The sequence below is a fragment of the Campylobacter sp. BCW_6465 genome, assembly GCF_001762815.1.
GTDB lineage: Bacteria > Campylobacterota > Campylobacteria > Campylobacterales > Campylobacteraceae > Campylobacter_D > Campylobacter_D jejuni.
The window spans coordinates 1-16,747 of the sequence record NZ_MJXN01000075.1 but is presented as its reverse complement, the minus strand read 5'-3'; the positions used below and the strand labels follow the sequence as shown (position 1 = coordinate 16,747).

At 30.3% G+C, this 16,747-nt stretch carries 28 protein-coding genes; 13 read left to right on the top strand and 15 right to left on the bottom strand.

All coding sequences use genetic code 11. The annotated features are described in order from the left end of the window. The 5 genes from AJ886_RS04710 to AJ886_RS04695 all read right to left on the bottom strand — a co-directional run. Positions 1 to 285, bottom strand: a 285-nt coding sequence (locus tag AJ886_RS04710; RefSeq protein WP_002875551.1) for a phage holin family protein, incomplete at its 3' end; no start/stop codon positions are given. Positions 286 to 287: 2 nt separating this feature from the next. Next, a complete protein-coding gene (locus AJ886_RS10760) occupies positions 288 to 410 on the bottom strand; it encodes a hypothetical protein (RefSeq protein ID WP_261662421.1) in 123 nt (40 codons plus the stop codon). After that, the gene (locus AJ886_RS04705) at positions 397 to 645 is read right to left on the bottom strand and encodes a hypothetical protein (RefSeq protein WP_070280988.1); all 249 of its coding nucleotides are present in this window, start codon (positions 643 to 645) and stop codon (positions 397 to 399) included. The genes AJ886_RS10760 and AJ886_RS04705 overlap by 14 nt, the downstream gene beginning before the upstream one ends. Beyond that, positions 642 to 983: a hypothetical protein gene (locus AJ886_RS04700; RefSeq protein WP_002784498.1), complete on the bottom strand. Its 342-nt coding sequence runs from the start codon at positions 981 to 983 to the stop codon at positions 642 to 644. The genes AJ886_RS04705 and AJ886_RS04700 overlap by 4 nt, the downstream gene beginning before the upstream one ends. A 10-nt stretch (positions 984 to 993) precedes the next feature. After that, on the bottom strand, positions 994 to 1,383 hold the full coding sequence (locus AJ886_RS04695) for a YcbK family protein (protein WP_070287097.1): 390 nt from the start codon (positions 1,381 to 1,383) through the stop codon (positions 994 to 996). 146 nt (positions 1,384 to 1,529) lie between these two features. Between AJ886_RS04695 and AJ886_RS04690 the strand changes: the two genes are divergently transcribed. The 12 genes from AJ886_RS04690 (at position 1,530) to AJ886_RS04635 (ending at position 11,409) form a co-directional block, all read left to right on the top strand. Then, a complete protein-coding gene (locus AJ886_RS04690; protein ID WP_043012806.1) occupies positions 1,530 to 1,964 on the top strand; it encodes a hypothetical protein in 435 nt (144 codons plus the stop codon). A gap of 1 nt (position 1,965) precedes the next feature. Next, a complete protein-coding gene (locus AJ886_RS04685; protein WP_070287241.1) occupies positions 1,966 to 2,781 on the top strand; it encodes a phage protease in 816 nt (271 codons plus the stop codon). A gap of 2 nt (positions 2,782 to 2,783) precedes the next feature. Further along, complete coding sequence (locus tag AJ886_RS04680; protein WP_070284981.1) at positions 2,784 to 3,326, top strand: hypothetical protein; 543 nt, start codon at positions 2,784 to 2,786, stop codon at positions 3,324 to 3,326. Between the two features lie 2 nt (positions 3,327 to 3,328). After that, complete coding sequence (locus tag AJ886_RS04675) at positions 3,329 to 4,306, top strand: major capsid protein (protein ID WP_002872711.1); 978 nt, start codon at positions 3,329 to 3,331, stop codon at positions 4,304 to 4,306. Positions 4,307 to 4,421: 115 nt separating this feature from the next. Further along, a complete protein-coding gene (locus AJ886_RS04670; RefSeq protein ID WP_002855185.1) occupies positions 4,422 to 4,880 on the top strand; it encodes a phage protein Gp36 family protein in 459 nt (152 codons plus the stop codon). After that, on the top strand, positions 4,873 to 5,466 hold the full coding sequence (locus AJ886_RS04665; protein WP_052805459.1) for a DUF1804 family protein: 594 nt from the start codon (positions 4,873 to 4,875) through the stop codon (positions 5,464 to 5,466). The genes AJ886_RS04670 and AJ886_RS04665 overlap by 8 nt, the downstream gene beginning before the upstream one ends. Further along, complete coding sequence (gene terL / locus AJ886_RS04660) at positions 5,466 to 7,136, top strand: phage terminase large subunit (RefSeq protein WP_002875116.1); 1,671 nt, start codon at positions 5,466 to 5,468, stop codon at positions 7,134 to 7,136. The genes AJ886_RS04665 and terL overlap by 1 nt, the downstream gene beginning before the upstream one ends. 9 nt (positions 7,137 to 7,145) lie before the next feature. Further along, complete coding sequence (locus AJ886_RS04655; RefSeq protein WP_070287240.1) at positions 7,146 to 8,516, top strand: DUF935 family protein; 1,371 nt, start codon at positions 7,146 to 7,148, stop codon at positions 8,514 to 8,516. Between the two features lie 2 nt (positions 8,517 to 8,518). Next, the gene (locus tag AJ886_RS04650) at positions 8,519 to 9,754 is read left to right on the top strand and encodes a phage minor head protein (protein WP_070287239.1); all 1,236 of its coding nucleotides are present in this window, start codon (positions 8,519 to 8,521) and stop codon (positions 9,752 to 9,754) included. A gap of 125 nt (positions 9,755 to 9,879) precedes the next feature. Next, on the top strand, positions 9,880 to 10,254 hold the full coding sequence (locus AJ886_RS04645) for a phage tail protein (protein ID WP_002784519.1): 375 nt from the start codon (positions 9,880 to 9,882) through the stop codon (positions 10,252 to 10,254). Next, positions 10,247 to 10,438, top strand: a complete 192-nt coding sequence (locus AJ886_RS04640) for a tail protein X (protein WP_002793900.1) — start codon at positions 10,247 to 10,249, stop codon at positions 10,436 to 10,438. The genes AJ886_RS04645 and AJ886_RS04640 overlap by 8 nt, the downstream gene beginning before the upstream one ends. Further along, a complete protein-coding gene (locus tag AJ886_RS04635) occupies positions 10,432 to 11,409 on the top strand; it encodes a phage late control D family protein (protein WP_070287238.1) in 978 nt (325 codons plus the stop codon). The genes AJ886_RS04640 and AJ886_RS04635 overlap by 7 nt, the downstream gene beginning before the upstream one ends. Here the strand turns inward: AJ886_RS04635 and AJ886_RS04630 are convergent. Next, a complete protein-coding gene (locus tag AJ886_RS04630) occupies positions 11,406 to 11,690 on the bottom strand; it encodes a Mor transcription activator family protein (protein WP_002784523.1) in 285 nt (94 codons plus the stop codon). The two genes, AJ886_RS04635 and AJ886_RS04630, sit on opposite strands and share 4 nt — an antisense overlap. A 93-nt stretch (positions 11,691 to 11,783) precedes the next feature. Here AJ886_RS04630 and AJ886_RS04625 point away from each other — a divergent pair, with 93 nt between their 5' ends. Beyond that, a complete protein-coding gene (locus AJ886_RS04625; protein ID WP_070287237.1) occupies positions 11,784 to 12,455 on the top strand; it encodes an endonuclease in 672 nt (223 codons plus the stop codon). On the opposite strand, the gene AJ886_RS04620 is transcribed toward AJ886_RS04625, so the two are convergent. The 9 genes from AJ886_RS04620 to AJ886_RS04580 all read right to left on the bottom strand — a co-directional run bounded on the left by AJ886_RS04620 (position 12,447) and on the right by AJ886_RS04580 (position 16,734). Then, positions 12,447 to 12,722, bottom strand: a complete 276-nt coding sequence (locus AJ886_RS04620; RefSeq protein WP_002873721.1) for a hypothetical protein — start codon at positions 12,720 to 12,722, stop codon at positions 12,447 to 12,449. The genes AJ886_RS04625 and AJ886_RS04620 overlap by 9 nt on opposite strands. Before the next feature lie 46 nt (positions 12,723 to 12,768). Further along, on the bottom strand, positions 12,769 to 13,218 hold the full coding sequence (locus AJ886_RS04615) for a phage protein GemA/Gp16 family protein (protein WP_002841916.1): 450 nt from the start codon (positions 13,216 to 13,218) through the stop codon (positions 12,769 to 12,771). Further along, the gene (locus AJ886_RS04610; RefSeq protein ID WP_002793908.1) at positions 13,215 to 13,907 is read right to left on the bottom strand and encodes a hypothetical protein; all 693 of its coding nucleotides are present in this window, start codon (positions 13,905 to 13,907) and stop codon (positions 13,215 to 13,217) included. The genes AJ886_RS04615 and AJ886_RS04610 overlap by 4 nt, the downstream gene beginning before the upstream one ends. After that, a complete protein-coding gene (locus tag AJ886_RS04605) occupies positions 13,907 to 14,176 on the bottom strand; it encodes a hypothetical protein (RefSeq protein ID WP_052797567.1) in 270 nt (89 codons plus the stop codon). Before AJ886_RS04605 ends, AJ886_RS04610 begins: the two co-directional genes overlap by 1 nt. Continuing rightward, on the bottom strand, positions 14,173 to 15,135 hold the full coding sequence (locus tag AJ886_RS04600; protein WP_032582467.1) for a hypothetical protein: 963 nt from the start codon (positions 15,133 to 15,135) through the stop codon (positions 14,173 to 14,175). Before AJ886_RS04600 ends, AJ886_RS04605 begins: the two co-directional genes overlap by 4 nt. A gap of 108 nt (positions 15,136 to 15,243) precedes the next feature. Beyond that, complete coding sequence (locus AJ886_RS04595) at positions 15,244 to 15,708, bottom strand: YopX family protein (protein WP_070287235.1); 465 nt, start codon at positions 15,706 to 15,708, stop codon at positions 15,244 to 15,246. Next, positions 15,705 to 15,974, bottom strand: coding sequence for a hypothetical protein (locus tag AJ886_RS04590; protein ID WP_070281193.1), 270 nt, complete (start codon positions 15,972 to 15,974; stop codon positions 15,705 to 15,707). The genes AJ886_RS04595 and AJ886_RS04590 overlap by 4 nt, the downstream gene beginning before the upstream one ends. A 74-nt stretch (positions 15,975 to 16,048) precedes the next feature. Next, positions 16,049 to 16,252 (bottom strand): hypothetical protein, encoded by a 204-nt coding sequence (locus AJ886_RS04585; RefSeq protein ID WP_070287233.1) that lies wholly within the window; start codon positions 16,250 to 16,252, stop codon positions 16,049 to 16,051. Next, positions 16,249 to 16,734, bottom strand: a complete 486-nt coding sequence (locus tag AJ886_RS04580) for a host-nuclease inhibitor Gam family protein (protein ID WP_032593270.1) — start codon at positions 16,732 to 16,734, stop codon at positions 16,249 to 16,251. The genes AJ886_RS04585 and AJ886_RS04580 overlap by 4 nt, the downstream gene beginning before the upstream one ends. Positions 16,735 to 16,747 lie beyond the last annotated feature (13 nt).

Sequence of the window (16,747 nt, the reverse complement as noted above, 5' to 3'; positions counted from 1 at the left end):
CTTTTCTACAAGTTGCTCAATTTTAAGCAATGCATCTGTCCCCATATAAGCTGCAAAACCACCCACTGCAACGCTAAGCTTTATGCCAAAATTAAGATAATTTACAATTTCAAAAACTAGATATGCTACAAACATAGAACCTAGCATGCCTTTTAAAAAGAGTGTAAATTTACCTTTTAAATTAAGAGCTTTGCTTAATTTATTTTTTGTTACAATTCCTACAAGTCCAGCTATAAAGCTTACTATCATTAAAACCATATATACAAATATATCTTCTAATTTCATTGCTAGTTCCTTGTAAAAATTTCAAATAAATATAATAAAGCTAAAGCAAAGCTTGAAAATAAAAGAGCTATAAGAAGATCTTTTGCAATGCTTTTTTGATTTATCATTTTATTATTTTCTTTCATCTTTCTCTCCTGTGCAAAGCTTGGCTATATTTTCAACTTCTAAGTAATACTTAGAGATTTCTTTAGCACTTTCTAAGTCTTGTTTGTCTAAAGGCTTTAAAGGAAGTTTTAAAGGGCATTTAATAGGAACTTTAACTTCTTTGATTTCAGTTTTAATCAAAATATCTTTAGAAGCACAAGCGCTTAAAAAAACAAAAGGTATAATTAATAGGAAAATTCTCATTTTATCATTCACTTTTTTGCTCCTAAAATATTAAATAATTCTTTATAAGCTTTAAGTTCACTCTCACAGCTTTTATCTTTAATAAAAACCTTATCCACTTTTAAAACTTCTTTTAAAGTCTCTTTGGGCTTTAAATCAAGTTTTAATTTATCAATAGCTTTATTTTGCTGGGCTAATTTATCTTTAAAAACATTGATTTCATTGCTAAAATGCAAAGCTTTAAGTTTTAGATTTTCATTTTCTAAAGCTAAAGCATTGTTTTTTAAATATAAAAAACCACAAAGAGCAATTAGAACAAAAAAAGCTATTTTTGAAGGACTTAAAAACCTTGATAAAATAAAACTAAACACAATCTTTTCCTTATGGATAAGTCCATCTTGCTTTTTTGCCTCTAGTGTCTAAATGCACAAACCCAGCATAAGGATCATTAAAATTATGCTTTATGGCAATCCCTAAACCTCTTTCGCCATAGGTGTTTAAAACATATTGATGAACTTCTTCTGTTTTAACTCCTTTAACCACAAAGTCCGCTGCACTTCCTATAGTGTGTTGGCTTTTAGGGGCTCCACCAACATTTGCATTATGCTCTTTGCAGCGATATCCACTATTTATAATAACAGGAGCATTGTAATGTTCTCTGATTTCACAAAGAATGTCTATAAGCTCATCACTTGGTACATTTTGAGGCAATTCACATTTGCCGCATTTACATTTAAATTCGCTTTCTTTAAAATAAGGGTTATTTTTCATTTTCACTCCTTTAAATGTCGTAAGTTTAGTTAAAAAGCTGACCCAAAAACTAGAAAAATTTTGTGCTAAAACTCTTTGAAAAAATAATTTGCTTGATTAAAAAAAGAACTCATTTTAAAATTGCCGCTAATTTTTAAAGGATGAAAATGCTTAAAAGTTTTGAAAATGAGCTTTTAGAACTATTAAAAGATTTTAAAGCAAAAATGTATTTAGGCGAGTTTGAAGACACCCAAAACATAGCAAGTTGTATTAATAATTTAGATGCTTCGCTTTTGCTTGATTTTGAAGGAGAAAGTTATAAAGATTTAGAAAATAAAGTGGGAACTTGGAAACTTTATATTTTAACCCATACAAAATCAAAAGCTCCTAAACACAGAATTGATGCTAAGCATAAATTATTTGATGCAATAGAAGCTGTTGATAAAGTGCTTTTAAATGCAGAACCTAGCAATGGTTTTAGAATAGAGCTTAAAGATCTTAAAAAGGTTTACGAAGGAATAAGCGATCATGGCTATTTAAGCATTTATGCAAGAACTTTGCAAAGTAGCTTTTTACCAAAAGATGATTTTTTAAGGATTTAAAATGCTTTTTATCAATAAAGAAAATTTAGTCGAAGTTAGCAATGATAAGCCCATAAAAGTGGCAATTAAGGGTGAGTGGAAAGGGCATAATAATGGCAGGTTTAAGGTTGATGATAAAGATTTAAACTCAATGATTGATAATTTTAATCAAAAAAAGATTGATTTGGTTATTGACTATGAGCATCAAAGCTTAAAAAATGAAAAAGCACCTGCTGCAGGTTGGATTAAAGAGCTTTATTTGGAAAATGATGCCTTAATGGCTAAGGCTGAGTTTAACGAAGAGGCTAAAAAATATATAGCAAATAAGCAATACTGCTATTTATCCCCTGTGTTTGAATTTAATTCAAAAGACAATAAAAGTGGAGAACTAGTAAGAGCTAAGCTTCACTCAGTCGCACTAACTAATACGCCATTTATTGATGAGCTAGGCGAACTCATTGCTAACAAAAATAATATTCATCAAAACAAAGGAGAGAAAATGGATGAAAAAATCAAAGAGCTAGAATCTCAGATTATAGCTTTAAAAAATGAAAACAGTTCACTCGCTTTACAAAATGAAGCTTTAAAAAAGCAAAACGAAGAAAGCGCTAAAAACTTAGCAAGCTCTTTAGTTGATAATGCTCTAAATAGTGGCAAAATTGCTAATTCCCAAAAAGAATGGGCAATATCCTATGCTTGCAAGGATTTAGAAGGCTTTAAAAGCTTTTTAGATACCAAGAATGATCAAGTGCAAGTTCCAAAAAACAATGTTTTTGCAAATAAAAACACAGCAAAAACTAATGAGTTTGATGTTGTGAAAATGATGTTAGGGGATTAAAAATGGCTAAAGCTAAAAAAGAAACCCAAAACCTAGAAAATGAAAACCTAGAAAATGAAAACCTAGAAAATGAAGACTTGCCTAAAGCTTTGTCTTTAGAAGATGAGAACCTAGCTGATGAAGAAGCTGTGAGTGAAAATGAAACCGCTAAGGAATTTATAAATGAAGAAGGAGAAGAAATGCCATCAAAGGTCACACCAAAAAGCTTAAGCAATGATCCTTTAATTGCTATGCCAAAAAGCCTTGAAAGTTTTATCAATAAAGATTTGTTTTCAATTAATGCGAAAATAGATCTTGAAACTAATGAAAGCTTAGCTCTTGGAACGCTTTTAATCAGCGAAGATTTTGGAGAAAGCTTTAAAAAATGTCCAAATGAAGATATCAGTGCAAAAGAAAATGTTAAATTAGCAATGCTTAAAGATCACGCTTTAAGATCCGGCGTTTATGGGGTTTTATTAGCAGGAGAAATCAATTTAAAAGGCGTTCATGCAAGTGTAGTTAAAAAGGCTTTTATGCAAAATTTAATTATTAATACTAAGGAGTAAAAATGGATTTAGAGCAACTTTTGGAACTTTTTTCAAGTACAAAAATAACTGAAGTTATTAATCAAACCAAAGCTTCACCTCGCTTTGTAAGTGATACTTTTTTTAAGGATAAAATCCCAAGTTTAGAGAGCACTGTAAGGGTTGAAATTATAAAAGGTGCTGGAATTGTTTTAAATAGCATTTCAGATAATGGGGAACATTCTTTAGAAAATACTAAAGACGCTTATATTTTAAATATACCTTTACCACGCTTTGCATTAGCAAAAAGAATCAGTGCGAGTGAGATTAATTCTTTAAGGTCTTTAGCATTGCAAGAAGCTCAGGCTAAAAGCTTAAGTGGAGCTCTTGGGGTTTTGGTTAAAGAAATGAAAGAAAGCTTTAATACTACGCTTGAATATATGGCAAATGGTGCTTTATTTGGCAAGATTTTAGATGGCAAAGGAAATGTGCTTTTTGATTTTGGAAGTGCAAGTAAGAAAGCTATTAGTGTTAAAAAAGATGGGAGTGTGACTTTAGCCAGCGTTTGTGATGCGATTGATTCAGCAATTATTGATGAATTTGGAACAAGTGCTGATTATGAAGTGCTTTGTGGAAATGAACTTTTTGCGGCTATTTCTAACTTGGCATTAAGTGAAGATCTTTATAAAAATCATCTTGCAAGTAGGGATGAGAAAGATAAGTCCTTAATTTTATATGGCACCAAATATCGCCGTTATAGTGCAAAATATAAAAATACAAATGGAAAAAGCGTTGAATTTTTAAAAGGCACTGAGGGTATGGTTGTGCCAAAGGATAATTCTAATCGCATTTATTATACAAGAGCAAATCATACTGATGCTTTAGGAAAAGCACCAAGTTTAATGTTTGTTTCTAAGCCTGAGATTTTACCTCGTGGGGCTGGAATTGAAATTGTAGGCGAAATGAGAGCCATGCCAGTTTGCACCAGACCAAATGGACTTATTAAGCTTGTTTTAGAGTAAAACGCACAATTTTAGCTTTAAAGGCAAAAAATGCCTTTAAAGCTAAAAAGATATTAGAAAAAGATTTTAAACGATTTTAACCATATTTTAACCACATTAAAAAAGGTTTTTTTAAATGAATTATCAAGACATTTTAGAAGAAAAGCTTATCACAGAAACTAAAACGCATTTTTTTATGATAGATGAAAAGGATTTAATCAAAGAATTAAGCGTTCATGCCATAGCAGAGCTTAGCGATTTAAATGCTGATGGGGTTTGTGATAAAGAAGTGATTGATGATGCTATTAATGATGCACAAAGTTATATTGCAAGTTTTATAAAGATACCTAAAAACCCAACTCCTCTTTTAAAAGATATCTGTGTAAAGCTTACAATTATGGAATTAAAACGCCGAAATGATTTTCCAAAAGAAAGCTTAGAAGAGATTAGAGAGTGGGCTAATGATTTACTTTTAAAAATGGCAAATAAAAAAATTCCAACTGAAATCAACGAAGATAACTTTATTCCACAAAACAAAGTTAGAGCGTTTAAAATTAAAAGAAAAAGAATGGATTTAAGGAGATTAAATGGCTAAAAAAGAAAGCAAAAAAGAATTAACCCCACAAAGTGGGACGGGGGCTTTAGGGGTTTTGAAAGGGCAAAGCCCTTCATCGCAAAGCGGAATTACTTCCGCTGCGAAGTCTAAAAATGAATTAAAAGATTTAGCAAAAGAACTTTATATTGCAGGTTTTGATATATTTAAAATTGCAAAAATTTTAAACCGCAATGAAAAAACGATTAGAAATTACAAAGCCAAAGATGGCGATTGGGATAAGCAAAAAGCTAATCTTTTAACTTCAAAAATCAAAGATAAAGAAAGTGCCTCATTATATGAAAGCTTTACTGAGCAAATGTTTTGTGCGATTGAAAATATAAATACTGATGAAAAAATGAATGCAGAAAAGAAAACTGAAGCCATTGCAAGGATAGGCGATAGCTTTTCAAAAATGAGAAAGGTTGCAAGATTAGAAGATCCAAGTAGCTATCGTTTAAATGTTGCTAAAAAAGTGGTTGAAATTATCATAAGTCATTTAAAAAATGATAAAGATTGCGTAGCAAAACTTGTATCACTTTTAGAAAGTGGAGTGATAGAAAAAGAAATTTTAGCAATGGATATTTAATGCTTTTTTCCAAAGAAGAACTCGATGAGTTTTTAATCTCAAACGAACAAAAGCACGAAAACACTCCAAATGAACTAAAAGGTGCTATGCAAAGAAAAGACTTTTTAGAATGGATGGATGAGCTAAAAAATGAATTAAAAACTCAATTTTTGCATGAAAGCCATTTAGATCCTACTTTAAAACAAGAAAGAATTAAAAGAGCGAGTGTGGATTTTGATTATTTTGCAAGAACTTATTTTCCGCATTATTTTACCATTAAAGGAGAATGTGGCTTACATTTGCACTTAAATGAAGTTTTTACAAAAATCGCACTTAAAAAAGAAAGCAAAGGTGAAAAACACGCCATAGCTGCACCAAGAGCTCATGGTAAATCCACCTACACTTCACAACTCTTTCCTTTGTGGTGCTTAGTTTTTAATTATAAAAGCTTTATAGTAGAGATTTCAGATGCGGTCGAACTTATGGAAGGAATGCTTGAAGCTATTAAAGCAGAGCTTGAAGATAATCCGCATTTAAAGCTTGATTTTCCCGAAGTAGTAGGAATTGGCAAGACTTGGCGCGTAGGAGAGTTTGTAAGCAATAATGGCGTAAAGATTAAAGCCTTTGGCAGTGGAAAAAGACTTCGTGGGGTTAGATATGGGGTTAAAAGACCTGATTTAGTTATTTTAGATGATTTAGAAAATGATACTAATGTCAGGAGTAAAGATCAAAGGGATAAATTAGAAGATTGGGTGGATGAAGCGGTTTTAAACTTAGGGAGTGCAGATGGAAGTTTAGATGTGCTTTATATTGGAACCATTTTACATAATGATAGTGTTTTATCTAGAAAATTAAAGCTTGGTTTTTGGAATCCTAAAGTCTTCCGTTCCATCGAAGAGTTTCCACAAAGGCTTGATTTATGGGATGAATACGCCACGCTTTATAGAAATACTGATTTTAATACCGCTCATCAATTTTATTTAAAAAATAAAGCTTTAATGGATAAAGGGGCTAAGGTTCTTTGGGAAGAAGCCAAAAGCTTAGAGGATTTAATGAAGTTAAGGGCTGAAAATCTAAAAGCTTTTAATAAAGAGCAACTCAATAATCCAAGAAGTGAAAATCAAATCTTTAGCCTTGATGGCATTAATTTTTATGATGATTTACCCGCCATTAATCAGTATTATATGTATATTGACCCAGCAGGAGAAAAAGCAAAAAGTGACTTTACTGCGATTACCATTATTGGTAAAGGTGCAAAGGGTTTTTATGTAGCAGAAAGCATCGTAAAAATCTTAAAAGCACAAAGCATTATAAAAACCATTTTTAATCTTCAAAAGATTTATAAATGTCGCTTGATTGAAATTGAAACTAATGGCGGTCAATTTTTCTTAAAAAAATGGTTACAAGAAAAAAGCTTAGAAAGTGGAGTTTTTTTGCCTTTGCGTGGTAAAAATAATAGCGTTAGCAAGTTTGAACGCATTGAGAGCTTAAGCCTTGCTTTTGAAAATGAAGAGCTTTTTTTACATAAAAGCCAAACTATGCTTATAAATCAACTTTTAGAATTTCCAGAAGGGAAAAATGATGATGCACCTGATAGCTTAGCAGGAGCATTTTTATTAGCAAGAACTAAAAGTAGCATTAAAAGAAGAAAGCATCATTTTAACTCTGTTTCAAGAATAAGGCGTTTTTAAAGGAAAAATATGAAAAAAGAAATCAAATCCAAAAGAGAAGTGATATTAAAAAACAATAGTCTTATAAACACTCTTATAAACTCAAGCTATTTAAATGTGCTTAAAATCAGCGAGAACGATCAAAGAATGATTTTTAAAGATCTAAGCTTTACTCAAGCTCATCAATCACGAAGGAGTGTGATTTTAGCAAAAGAGCTTCAAATCGTTTGTGAAAACGAAAAAATAAAAGAAAGCTTTGAGTATCTTTTCAATCCTGATTTATTAAGTCAAATCTTAGAAACCTATCTTTATGGGCTTAATGTATTTGAAGTTAATTACAAGTTAAAAGATGGTTTTTACTATCCAATCTTAAAACAAAGAGATTTTAGAAATTTTGGCTTTAATGAAAATGATGAGTTAGTTTATAATGGCAATGGTTGTGAAGAAATTGTGGAAGATAAAAAAGCAATTTATGGACTTTTTGGCTCTAATTTTTTATTTAAAAATGGCGATGCCTTATTAACAAAGCTTTATTTTCCAGTAAAGCTTAAAAATGCAAGTTTAAAGTTTTGGATGGAGTTTTTAGAAAGATTTGGCTCTCCTTGGGCAGTTGCAAAAACAGATAGCGATCCTGATGCACTAGCCTTTGAAATTCATCAAATGTTAAATGGCGATAGTGCGGTCATTGATAAAGAAGAAGAGCTTGATTTAATCCAGCCAAAGGCTAAGGCAAATTATAGTGAAATAATAGATTACTTAGATAATCAAATAAGAAGCGTGGTTTTAGGAGCTAATTTAAGTTCTCAAGTAAGCGGAGGTTCTTTAGCAGCGGCAGAATCACATAATCAAATAAGAAAAGATTTAGCCGCCCAAGATGGACAAATTGTTCTTTTTATTTTAAATCGTGCCATTAAGTTTTTCAAAGAAATCAATCATTTTAAAGATGAACTCTATGTGCAGTTTTTTAGCGAAGCAGAACCAAAAAGTGAGCTTTGCGAAAGGGATTTAAAACTTTTTAACATGGGCTTTTGCTTTGATGAAGAATACATTAAAAGCACTTATAATGTAGAAGGTGAGCTTATAAGAGAGACTTTAGAAAAAAAAGACTTTAAAGATTTAGAAAATGATAAAAAAGTCTTTGAAAACAAAGTAAAGTTTATACAAAAAAAGCCTATGGATAAAATTGATGCAGCACTTGAAAGTAAAGAGTTTAAAGTCATTGATGAGCAAATTAAAGAAAAGCTAGAACAAGCCTTTAATCAGCTTTTAAACGATTCTAATTCTTATGAAGAGCTTTTTGAAAACTTGCAAAAAGAGTTTAGCGATATTTCTATCAATATTTTAGAAGAGTTTATGTTTCAAGCTTTAGCTAATTCAAGTATTTTAGGCTATGGGGATTAAAAATGTTTTTTGGTAAGCCAAATAAGGCAATTGAATATTTACAAAGCAAAAAACCCCAAACTAGCTTTGATTATGATGAAATAATACATGAAACACATAATAAAGTTTTTACCATTGCAAAGCTAAATGATTTAAATCTTTTAAAAGATATTCAAAACTCTTTAATAGAGGCTTTAAAAAATGGGGATAAATTTGAAACTTGGAAAAAGCAAATTACCCCAAAATTAAAAGCTAAAGGATGGTTTGGGGACAAAGTAGAGGTTGTAAACCCTAAAACAGGAGAAGTTAAAAATATCAAAATAGGCACTTCAAGACTAAAAAAAGTCTTTGAAACAAATATGAGAATAGCAAAAGCCCAAGCGGTGTGGGAAAACATTTTGCAAAGCAATAAAGAATATGTGCGTTGGATAAGCTTACTTCATGGCAATCGAAGAAAAGAGCATTTAGCCTTACATGGGATGATTTTAAGAAGAGATGATCCTTTTTGGATTAACAACCGCCCACCTTGTGGTTATGGGTGCAAATGCTCCATTCAAGGTGTAAGTGAAAGTGAATTAAAGCTTTATGGCTGGAAGCTTTCAAAGCAAACACCAGCTGATTTGGCGGATAAAAATTTTAACTACAATAAAAACTTAGGCGTAGAAAAGCTTGAAAAACTTTATAAAGAAAAGATAAGCCAAATAAGCCAAAACTTTATAAAGTTAGAAGCTTTAAGCTTAGCAACCAAGACAAAAGAGAATGCACAAAGTTTTCAAAGAGAAAAAGAACTCTATATTTGGCAAAAAAGCTTAGATGATATGGTGGATGAAGTCATCATTAAAGATAATCAAAAATATCCTATCAATTTCATACAAGTAGGTAAAATGGATAAAAGCACCAAAGAGTTTTTAGAAAAACTTAATAAAAAAGACTTAGAAGACTTATACTTTACGCTGAGCAAAAACAATCTTTTACACGCAAGTCCTAAAAGAAAGGCAAGTTATAATCAGGCTTTAAGCGCGGATGAAATCAAGCAAATTGTTAAAGTTTTAGATGAAGCAAAAGAAGTTTATTGGGATAATGCAAATAATTCTTTATTGTATTTCTTTGAAGATAAAAAAGATGCTAGTCGTATCAATAAAATTGTAATTACCCCTGATTATAAGCTAAAGAAGTTTGGTAAAACCAATGCAATAGTTACATTAGGAAAAGTAGAAGCGATTAATAAAGATAATAAGACATATATTAAGATCAGATAAGGCGGTGAGACTTGCACTCACAATACATACCCCAATTAATTTGGACTATCCTACTACTACATTTTAGGTATCAACCTTATCTAATTAAGATAATTTTAGCTTGATGAAACTAAAAAGGAGTTTAAATGGTTTTAGCTTTAGGAGAATTTGAGTTTAAAGCTTTAAATTTTGATAATTTAGAAAGAAGCTTAGAATATAACATACAAAGTCAAAATAGGCTTAATAATCATAATGCTTTATTTGCAAGTTCTAAAGAAAGCGAAAAGATTAAAATACAAGGCAAAACTTTACCTTTAAAAGGGGATAGAAATACTTATTTAGATAAGCTTGAGAATATGGCAAAAGAACAAAGATCTTTTATCTTAACAGGAGCTAATGGAAAGTATTATGGTAAATTTGTGATTTTATCCTTAAATGAAAACAGAAGTGCATTTGTAGATGGAAGTGGCTTTGTAGCACAAAGCTTTAGCATGGATTTAGAAAGGGACTTTGATGAGTAAGATTTACATAGCTAAAAACAACGAGAGGCTTGATAGTATAGTCTATAAACATTATGGAACACTTTTGTATTTTAATCAAGTTTTATTAGCCAATCCTAAGCTAGAGCCTCTTTTAAAAACAGGAGATAAAGTGGTTTTACCTAGTATTGAAATTAAAGAAAGTAAGGAAAAGGCTTTATGGTAAGAAAACCTAAGTTTAAACTTATTGCCAAAGGCAAAGATATCACAGAAAAACTTTCTAAAAATCTCATTAGCATTAGTTATGAAGATAAAGAAAAAGCTGAAAGTGATGAGATAAGTTTAAGTGTTTTTGGGCTTTATTCCAAGCCACTTTTTGGGGATAGTTTAGAGCTTTGGCTTGGCTTTGAAAAGCTTTATAAATGTGGAAGCTTTAGCGTGAATGTAGTGAGTAAAAACTATACTTCAAATACTACTGAAGTTAGAGCAAGTGCTATTAATTTTAGTGGAAAAGGCAGCGTTAATATAAAAGAGAAAAAGACAAGAAGCTTTGAAAACACTACTCTTTTTACCATAGCAAGAAAAATCGCAAATGAAAACAATCTAAAAATCAAAACAAGTGGAGAGGATCAAAATATAGTAAGTATTTTACAAAATAATCAAAGTAATTTAGAATTCTTATATAGTATATGCTTTGATTATGGTTTTATTTGCTGTGTAAAAGAAAATACTTTAATCATTACTCCAAAAGATGGTAAGATTGGCGATAATGCTGCTAATATCACAAGCAAGAATGAAAATTTACCCTTATTTGAAATAGCTTTAAAAGAATGTATTTCATTAGAAATTTCAGAAAGTGCTAGAAATGAATATAGTGCCGTAATAGCAGAATGGCAAGATATAAATGAGGCAAAGATAAAAAGCATAAAAGTAGGAAGTGGGGAGAATATATATAAAATGCAAATCTCACAACCAAAAAATGATAATGAAGCTTTTAAAAAAGCACAAGCAAAACTCAATGAGCTTCAAAAAGGTGGATTAAATGGAAGATGTGAGCTTATAGGAAGAGAAATAAGAGCAGGTGGAAAACTAAAGATTAAAGATATTAATATGGATCATTATGAATTTAGTATTAAAAGCGTGAGTCATAGTTTTAATGACCAAGCTTATATAATTAGTGTGGAGTTTGAGAGCTAAAACAAACTTGGTTCTAAATTTTCTCTCAATTCTTTAGTGATTAAATACACAGCATTTAAACTTAAATCATATTTTTTAGCACATTCCACACTTGCATTTTTAGTGCTTATTCCCTGTTTTATGAGTGTTTTAAAATCCTGTTTTAATTCTTCATCTCTAAGTAAGGTTTTATAGCTTGGTATGTAAATATTTGCACCGCCAAATTCTTTTAAGATTTCTCGTTTGTCGTTATTTTTCACAAAATCAATAAAATATTCAAAGTATTCGTTATTGCTAAGCAATGCTAGTCCTATTTGAGTGTTTTTGCAAATTATAGCAAAAAAGCTAAATTTTATTTAGTAGGGTATAATTTTAAAAAATAAAAAGGAGAATAAATGAAAAAAATAATAAGCGTTTTAATACTTGCTTTAAGCTTATTAAATGCTAAAAGTTTTGAAGAAAGCAAAAAAGAATTAGTAAAATTTTATAATGATCTAGGGAGCTCTTACTGGTATGATTTTTATTGTCAAGCACCTTTTAAGGTTAATAAAAAAGGAAAATATATTAGTTTTGAAGTGATTAAAAGTGATTTATATGCTCCTAGAAACGAATACACCAAAAAAGGAAAAATTAACCAAAGAATCAAACGCATAGAATGGGAGCATATTATGCCCGCCCAAAACTTTGGAAAGCATTTACCTTGCTGGAAAGAAGGTGGCAGAAAAGCTTGTAAAAATGATCCAACTTTTGCAAAAATGGAAGCCGATAAACAAAACCTAGTCCCAGCCATAGGAGAGATAAATGGGGATAGAAGCAATTTTAGATATGCTGAGACTCCTACTAATTTAAAATATACTCAATATGGAAATTGTAAGGTTTATACTGATTTTAAAGCAAAAAGATTTTATCCTGCAAATTATTCTAAAGGCTGGATTGCAAGAAGCTATTTATATATGAGCAAAACTTATAATATCAGATTATCCGACCAAGAAAGAAAACTTATGGAAGCTTGGGATAAACAATACCCTATGGATGAGAAAGAAAAAAGAATTAGAGCATTACTCTAATTCTTTGCAAACTTTAGCCACAATTTCATCTATATCAATAACCAAGCTTTTATCTTCTTCATCAAAACTCTCATCAAGTTTTTCTCTGATATTACAAACCACATTAAGCAAAATCCCAAAATCTTTATCAGTTTTAATCTGATGAGTGATTCCATCATGCATTATTTCAAGGCTTGTTCTTTTTGCGGCAAAGGCAATTTGTGAGTGTTTTTCTATGCCTAAGGTTAAAAAAAACTCTGCATCGTAAGAATGTATTTCTAAAATCATTTTAATCTCCTTTTGTTTTGATGAGACAACATTAGCTTCGTTTGGCTTAATGTGTGCTGTTGTTTTCTAAATTTTTAAGCCCTAGGATAACTTTATTAGCATCTTCTATACTTAAATACCAAAGATGCAAAGGTCGCTTTTTTACAATATTATTAATAAACTCTCTTAAAGCCCACTGAGTAGGATTTTTAGCATTTTTACTCCAAATGGCTTGTATCATATTAAGTTGCTTTTTTGTAGCCCTTCCGCTTTTAGTGTTTTCTTTTTTAAAATACCTTGCTTTTTTGGTATTTTGCTTTTTTAAAAACTTTTCATCATAGCCCAAAGTTATAGCAAAGTCCCTTAGTTCATCTATGCTTAAATCCTTACTTGAAGCTTTGCCATATCTTTCATTTAAAACCCAGCGATAGCTTTCATCATCGCTTAAATTAGCATCTTTTCTTAAGGTATGAATGATTTTAATTAAGTGCTTTTTTAAAGTGTTTTGAGTATTCATTTTTTAGCCTTTAAAATTTGCTCTAGTTTTGAAGTGAATTTATCAATATTTGCATTATAAAGCTTATTTTGATTTTTTTTGTATTCTAAATAGTTTTGCTCGTAATCTTTATTTATTTTAGTTTGGCTAGGAATTTGAGTTTTAATAACAGGACTTATTTCAATTTTATTATCAAAAATGATTTTATCTTGGTTTTTAAACATATATTCAACTAGCTTATTATAAAACTCTCCTACATTCAGTGGTTTTCTTTGCTCATCACAAAGCTCTTTATTAGCATTAATAAAATAAAGATTATCTCCACAATCAACATGCTTTAAAACAGGCTTTCCTAACTCATCATAAACAATGTTACCATCATAATATCTAAGTACAAAAGAATATGAGAAATCTCCTTTTTTTGTTTGAAAAATAAAACGATTTGAAAATGAAATGAAAAGCCATTCTAAAAAAGACTCTATATTTTTGTACCTTAAGTTTAAATCAAGCTCTGCAAAGGCGCACACAAGAGAAAGTTTTTCATAGCTTGTACCAACAAATTGCTTTTTTAACATGGTTAAATCATAGTATTTTTTAAAGCCTAATATATCTTTTGGTGTTTTGGCTTTAAAATAAAGTTTTTCTATAACCACTGCTTGAACTTCACTAATACCAAAAAGCTCTTTTAGTGCCTCTTTTGCATTATCCATTAAAACTCCTCTTCTAGCCAAGAAGCTAAAGCTTTTTGTTTATCTTTGTTTTTATATTTGTTTGCTAACTTTGGAAGCCAAGTTGAATTAAGTGCTCTTTTCCAGCATTTTAAAGGCTTTTTATTAGCCATGAGCCACCTTCCATCATCTTGCTTATAATAATTTATAAAGCTTTCTGCTATAAAATAGGGGATAGAGCAAGAGTTTTTAGTATTAAACTCATCAATGGCTTTAATTAAATCTTCTTTACTTGGAGGGTTAAATTTCATAACTCATCCCCAAATAAGCTTAATTCTTTGTCGTTGCTGTCTTTATTGTCAGCTTTTAAACTTTTCCAAACAAAAGTGCGACCATTCTCTCCGCCAAGCTCACTTTCCCAAAAAACACCTTTAAATTTCTCTAAAGTATTCCTTGAAAAATTATCACTTCTACTGACATCAAGAGCCGATAAAATCTCACTTGTGCTTAGGCTTTTTTCGTTTAAAAGCTTTAAAACTTTATCTATAAAAGCTTCTTCTTTATCGCTGATTTTAGCGTTTTGCAAGTCGGTGTTTTTAATATTTAAGGTTTTTGTATTGATAAAAAAGGCTTGATCTTTAATTCCTGCTCTTTCTTTTTGCACACTAAGCAATACTTCAAAGCCTTGTTCTAAGTTAGCCACTTTTTGTAAAAAATACATGCAATCACTTGAGTTTCTAATATGATTTGAGCCTTTAAAAGCTCTGCCATCTTTTGTAGAATGGTGCAAAGCCATAATGGTTGCCCCACATTCTCTTAAATTCATGAGTAAAGACATTAAAGACATCATTTTAGTATCATTATCAATATCTGCAAAATTGCGTAAAGAATCAAGTACAAATAAAACCCCTTCATAGCTTCCTGCTACGCCTTTGCCTTCAATCATTTCTAAAAGCTCATAAGCTGAAGTTTTTAAGCTTGATCTGTGAATATAAGTGAATTTGCTTTCATTTAAAATAAGTTCACCAAAACCTCTTTCATTTAAAACATTTAAAGGATTATCCATGTCAACATAAACGATGCTTTTAACCCTTGTATCTTTGCAAAGTGTTTTAGAAATGGCGGCACTTAAATAACTTTTTCCACTTCCACCATTTGCATAAATAATAGTTATTGCTTTTTTAACTAAAAAATCAGGGATTAAAAACTCTAATTTCTCGTTTAAATCTTTATTTTTTAACTTAAACTCATTTAAAAAATCCAAATTCATCTTTTTTCCTTGCTAAAACTTAATCAAGCCCATTAAATCAATGGACTTTGTTAAATTTTTTGGCTTTTTTAACATATTTCATTTTTATGTTAAAATTTTTAATATTTTTTAACATTTCAAAAGTTCAGGATTCTCGTGGATATTGCCGATGATTTCTAAGTTATCACACATTTTTTCATCAAAAACTTGCTTGTATAATTTATAAGATGATTTAAACAAAGTGTTTTTAACTTCTTCTTCATTATATTCATATTTAAAATTTTTTATAAACTCATCATAAGAACGACTAACTATAAAAATTCCATTCTCAAATCTAATTACTAAATTTTCAAAATCACAATACTTTACAATATCTCCTTCATAGATTTTATCGCCAAATTTATCGTAAAGCCCTGTCCAAAGTTCCATTTCTTTATTATCATCTCTTTCATCAAATTTAATACAAGGAACAAGCTTATCTACATAGTGAACTTTGGCGGGTAAAACGGAGTTTAACTTAGCTAAAGCTGGATATCCCACATAGCCATTCTCTAATTCACTCCAAATCCTAAAATCAAAATCTCTTAACTTCATCTCTCATCTCCATTTATGCTTTTTGCCATTTCTTGCCACTCTTTATCACTTTTAATCGTTTCATTAAGTTCATTTAAAAGCTCTTTAGCTTCATCGTTATCTAATTTAAAAAATAAAGCTTTTATCGTTTTTTCAGGGTAAGTTCTGCTAACCCTCCTAAAGAACTCTTCTTGCTCATCATTGCCTAAATTATAAAAAAGCTCCATGATTTCATAGAGGCTGACATATTCTAAATCAGTCACATCAATTTTTGCATTTACATACATTTTTTAATCCTTTTGTTTTAAATTAAGTTTTAAAAACTTAATCAAATCCGCCTTAGCGGACTTGTTAAATTCTTTTAAGTCTGATTTTTTTTGCTTTGAAGTCGTTCTTTAAACCTAATTTTTTGCTTTGAAGTCATTTTCTTTTTTCTTTTAAAGCTTTGCTTTTTTAGCTTAGGCTTATTTTTAAAATCAAGTTCTAAAAAACCATTAAAATGAGCGGTTTTTGTTTTAAAAACACTATTTAAAAGTTTAAAAGCCGCTAAGGAAAGCTCTCTCATTTTTCAATCTCCAAGCTTTCAATCTTTGGCTCTATTCTAAAATTATCTTTTACAACTCTTTTAAGTCCAAGCTTTACTAAAGTAGTATCATCAAGCTCTACAATGGCATCTTTATTAAGCTCTTCTTTGTAAATGATGCATTCATTAAGGTTGTAACTTTTAAAGGCTTTGATTAAGTTTTCTAGTTTTTCTTTCACACGTGGTAAAGATACACTTTTACTTAAGCGATAGCCAATCTTGCCAAAGGTAAATTCTTTAGATCTTTTTTCGGCAAATTCATGCTTGTTATTTTCACAAAAAGTAGTGATACATTGCTCTATGTATCCAAGTTCATCACTTAAAACCTTAATCTCTCCTGCACGAGCTTCTTTAATCTCATTACAAGCTAAAGTTACCTCGCCATTAATCTTTTCTATTTTTACACTAAGTTCTGCCACTTTTTTAAGTGCAAGATTTACATCTTCAAAACTATTTATTTGCATTTAAATCTCCTTT

Bases quoted from the DNA above. Each gene is read 5' to 3' on its own strand.
- AJ886_RS10760 (WP_261662421.1), bottom strand. From the start codon at position 410: ATGAAAGAAAATAATAAAATGATAAATCAAAAAAGCATTGCAAAAGAT.
- AJ886_RS04595 (WP_070287235.1), bottom strand. From the start codon at position 15,708: ATGAAGTTAAGAGATTTTGATTTTAGGATTTGGAGTGAATTAGAGAAT.
- AJ886_RS04685 (WP_070287241.1), top strand. From the start codon at position 1,966: ATGCTTTTTATCAATAAAGAAAATTTAGTCGAAGTTAGCAATGATAAG.
- AJ886_RS04680 (WP_070284981.1), top strand. From the start codon at position 2,784: ATGGCTAAAGCTAAAAAAGAAACCCAAAACCTAGAAAATGAAAACCTA.
- AJ886_RS04695 (WP_070287097.1), bottom strand. From the start codon at position 1,383: ATGAAAAATAACCCTTATTTTAAAGAAAGCGAATTTAAATGTAAATGC.
- AJ886_RS04615 (WP_002841916.1), bottom strand. From the start codon at position 13,218: ATGAATACTCAAAACACTTTAAAAAAGCACTTAATTAAAATCATTCAT.
- AJ886_RS04640 (WP_002793900.1), top strand. From the start codon at position 10,247: ATGAGTAAGATTTACATAGCTAAAAACAACGAGAGGCTTGATAGTATA.
- AJ886_RS04620 (WP_002873721.1), bottom strand. From the start codon at position 12,722: ATGATTTTAGAAATACATTCTTACGATGCAGAGTTTTTTTTAACCTTA.
- AJ886_RS04645 (WP_002784519.1), top strand. From the start codon at position 9,880: ATGGTTTTAGCTTTAGGAGAATTTGAGTTTAAAGCTTTAAATTTTGAT.
- AJ886_RS04665 (WP_052805459.1), top strand. From the start codon at position 4,873: ATGGCTAAAAAAGAAAGCAAAAAAGAATTAACCCCACAAAGTGGGACG.
- AJ886_RS04585 (WP_070287233.1), bottom strand. From the start codon at position 16,252: ATGAGAGAGCTTTCCTTAGCGGCTTTTAAACTTTTAAATAGTGTTTTT.
- AJ886_RS04580 (WP_032593270.1), bottom strand. From the start codon at position 16,734: ATGCAAATAAATAGTTTTGAAGATGTAAATCTTGCACTTAAAAAAGTG.
- AJ886_RS04600 (WP_032582467.1), bottom strand. From the start codon at position 15,135: ATGAATTTGGATTTTTTAAATGAGTTTAAGTTAAAAAATAAAGATTTA.
- AJ886_RS04670 (WP_002855185.1), top strand. From the start codon at position 4,422: ATGAATTATCAAGACATTTTAGAAGAAAAGCTTATCACAGAAACTAAA.
- terL (WP_002875116.1), top strand. From the start codon at position 5,466: ATGCTTTTTTCCAAAGAAGAACTCGATGAGTTTTTAATCTCAAACGAA.
- AJ886_RS04625 (WP_070287237.1), top strand. From the start codon at position 11,784: ATGAAAAAAATAATAAGCGTTTTAATACTTGCTTTAAGCTTATTAAAT.
- AJ886_RS04610 (WP_002793908.1), bottom strand. From the start codon at position 13,907: ATGGATAATGCAAAAGAGGCACTAAAAGAGCTTTTTGGTATTAGTGAA.
- AJ886_RS04655 (WP_070287240.1), top strand. From the start codon at position 7,146: ATGAAAAAAGAAATCAAATCCAAAAGAGAAGTGATATTAAAAAACAAT.
- AJ886_RS04675 (WP_002872711.1), top strand. From the start codon at position 3,329: ATGGATTTAGAGCAACTTTTGGAACTTTTTTCAAGTACAAAAATAACT.
- AJ886_RS04650 (WP_070287239.1), top strand. From the start codon at position 8,519: ATGTTTTTTGGTAAGCCAAATAAGGCAATTGAATATTTACAAAGCAAA.
- AJ886_RS04590 (WP_070281193.1), bottom strand. From the start codon at position 15,974: ATGTATGTAAATGCAAAAATTGATGTGACTGATTTAGAATATGTCAGC.
- AJ886_RS04605 (WP_052797567.1), bottom strand. From the start codon at position 14,176: ATGAAATTTAACCCTCCAAGTAAAGAAGATTTAATTAAAGCCATTGAT.
- AJ886_RS04690 (WP_043012806.1), top strand. From the start codon at position 1,530: ATGCTTAAAAGTTTTGAAAATGAGCTTTTAGAACTATTAAAAGATTTT.
- AJ886_RS04635 (WP_070287238.1), top strand. From the start codon at position 10,432: ATGGTAAGAAAACCTAAGTTTAAACTTATTGCCAAAGGCAAAGATATC.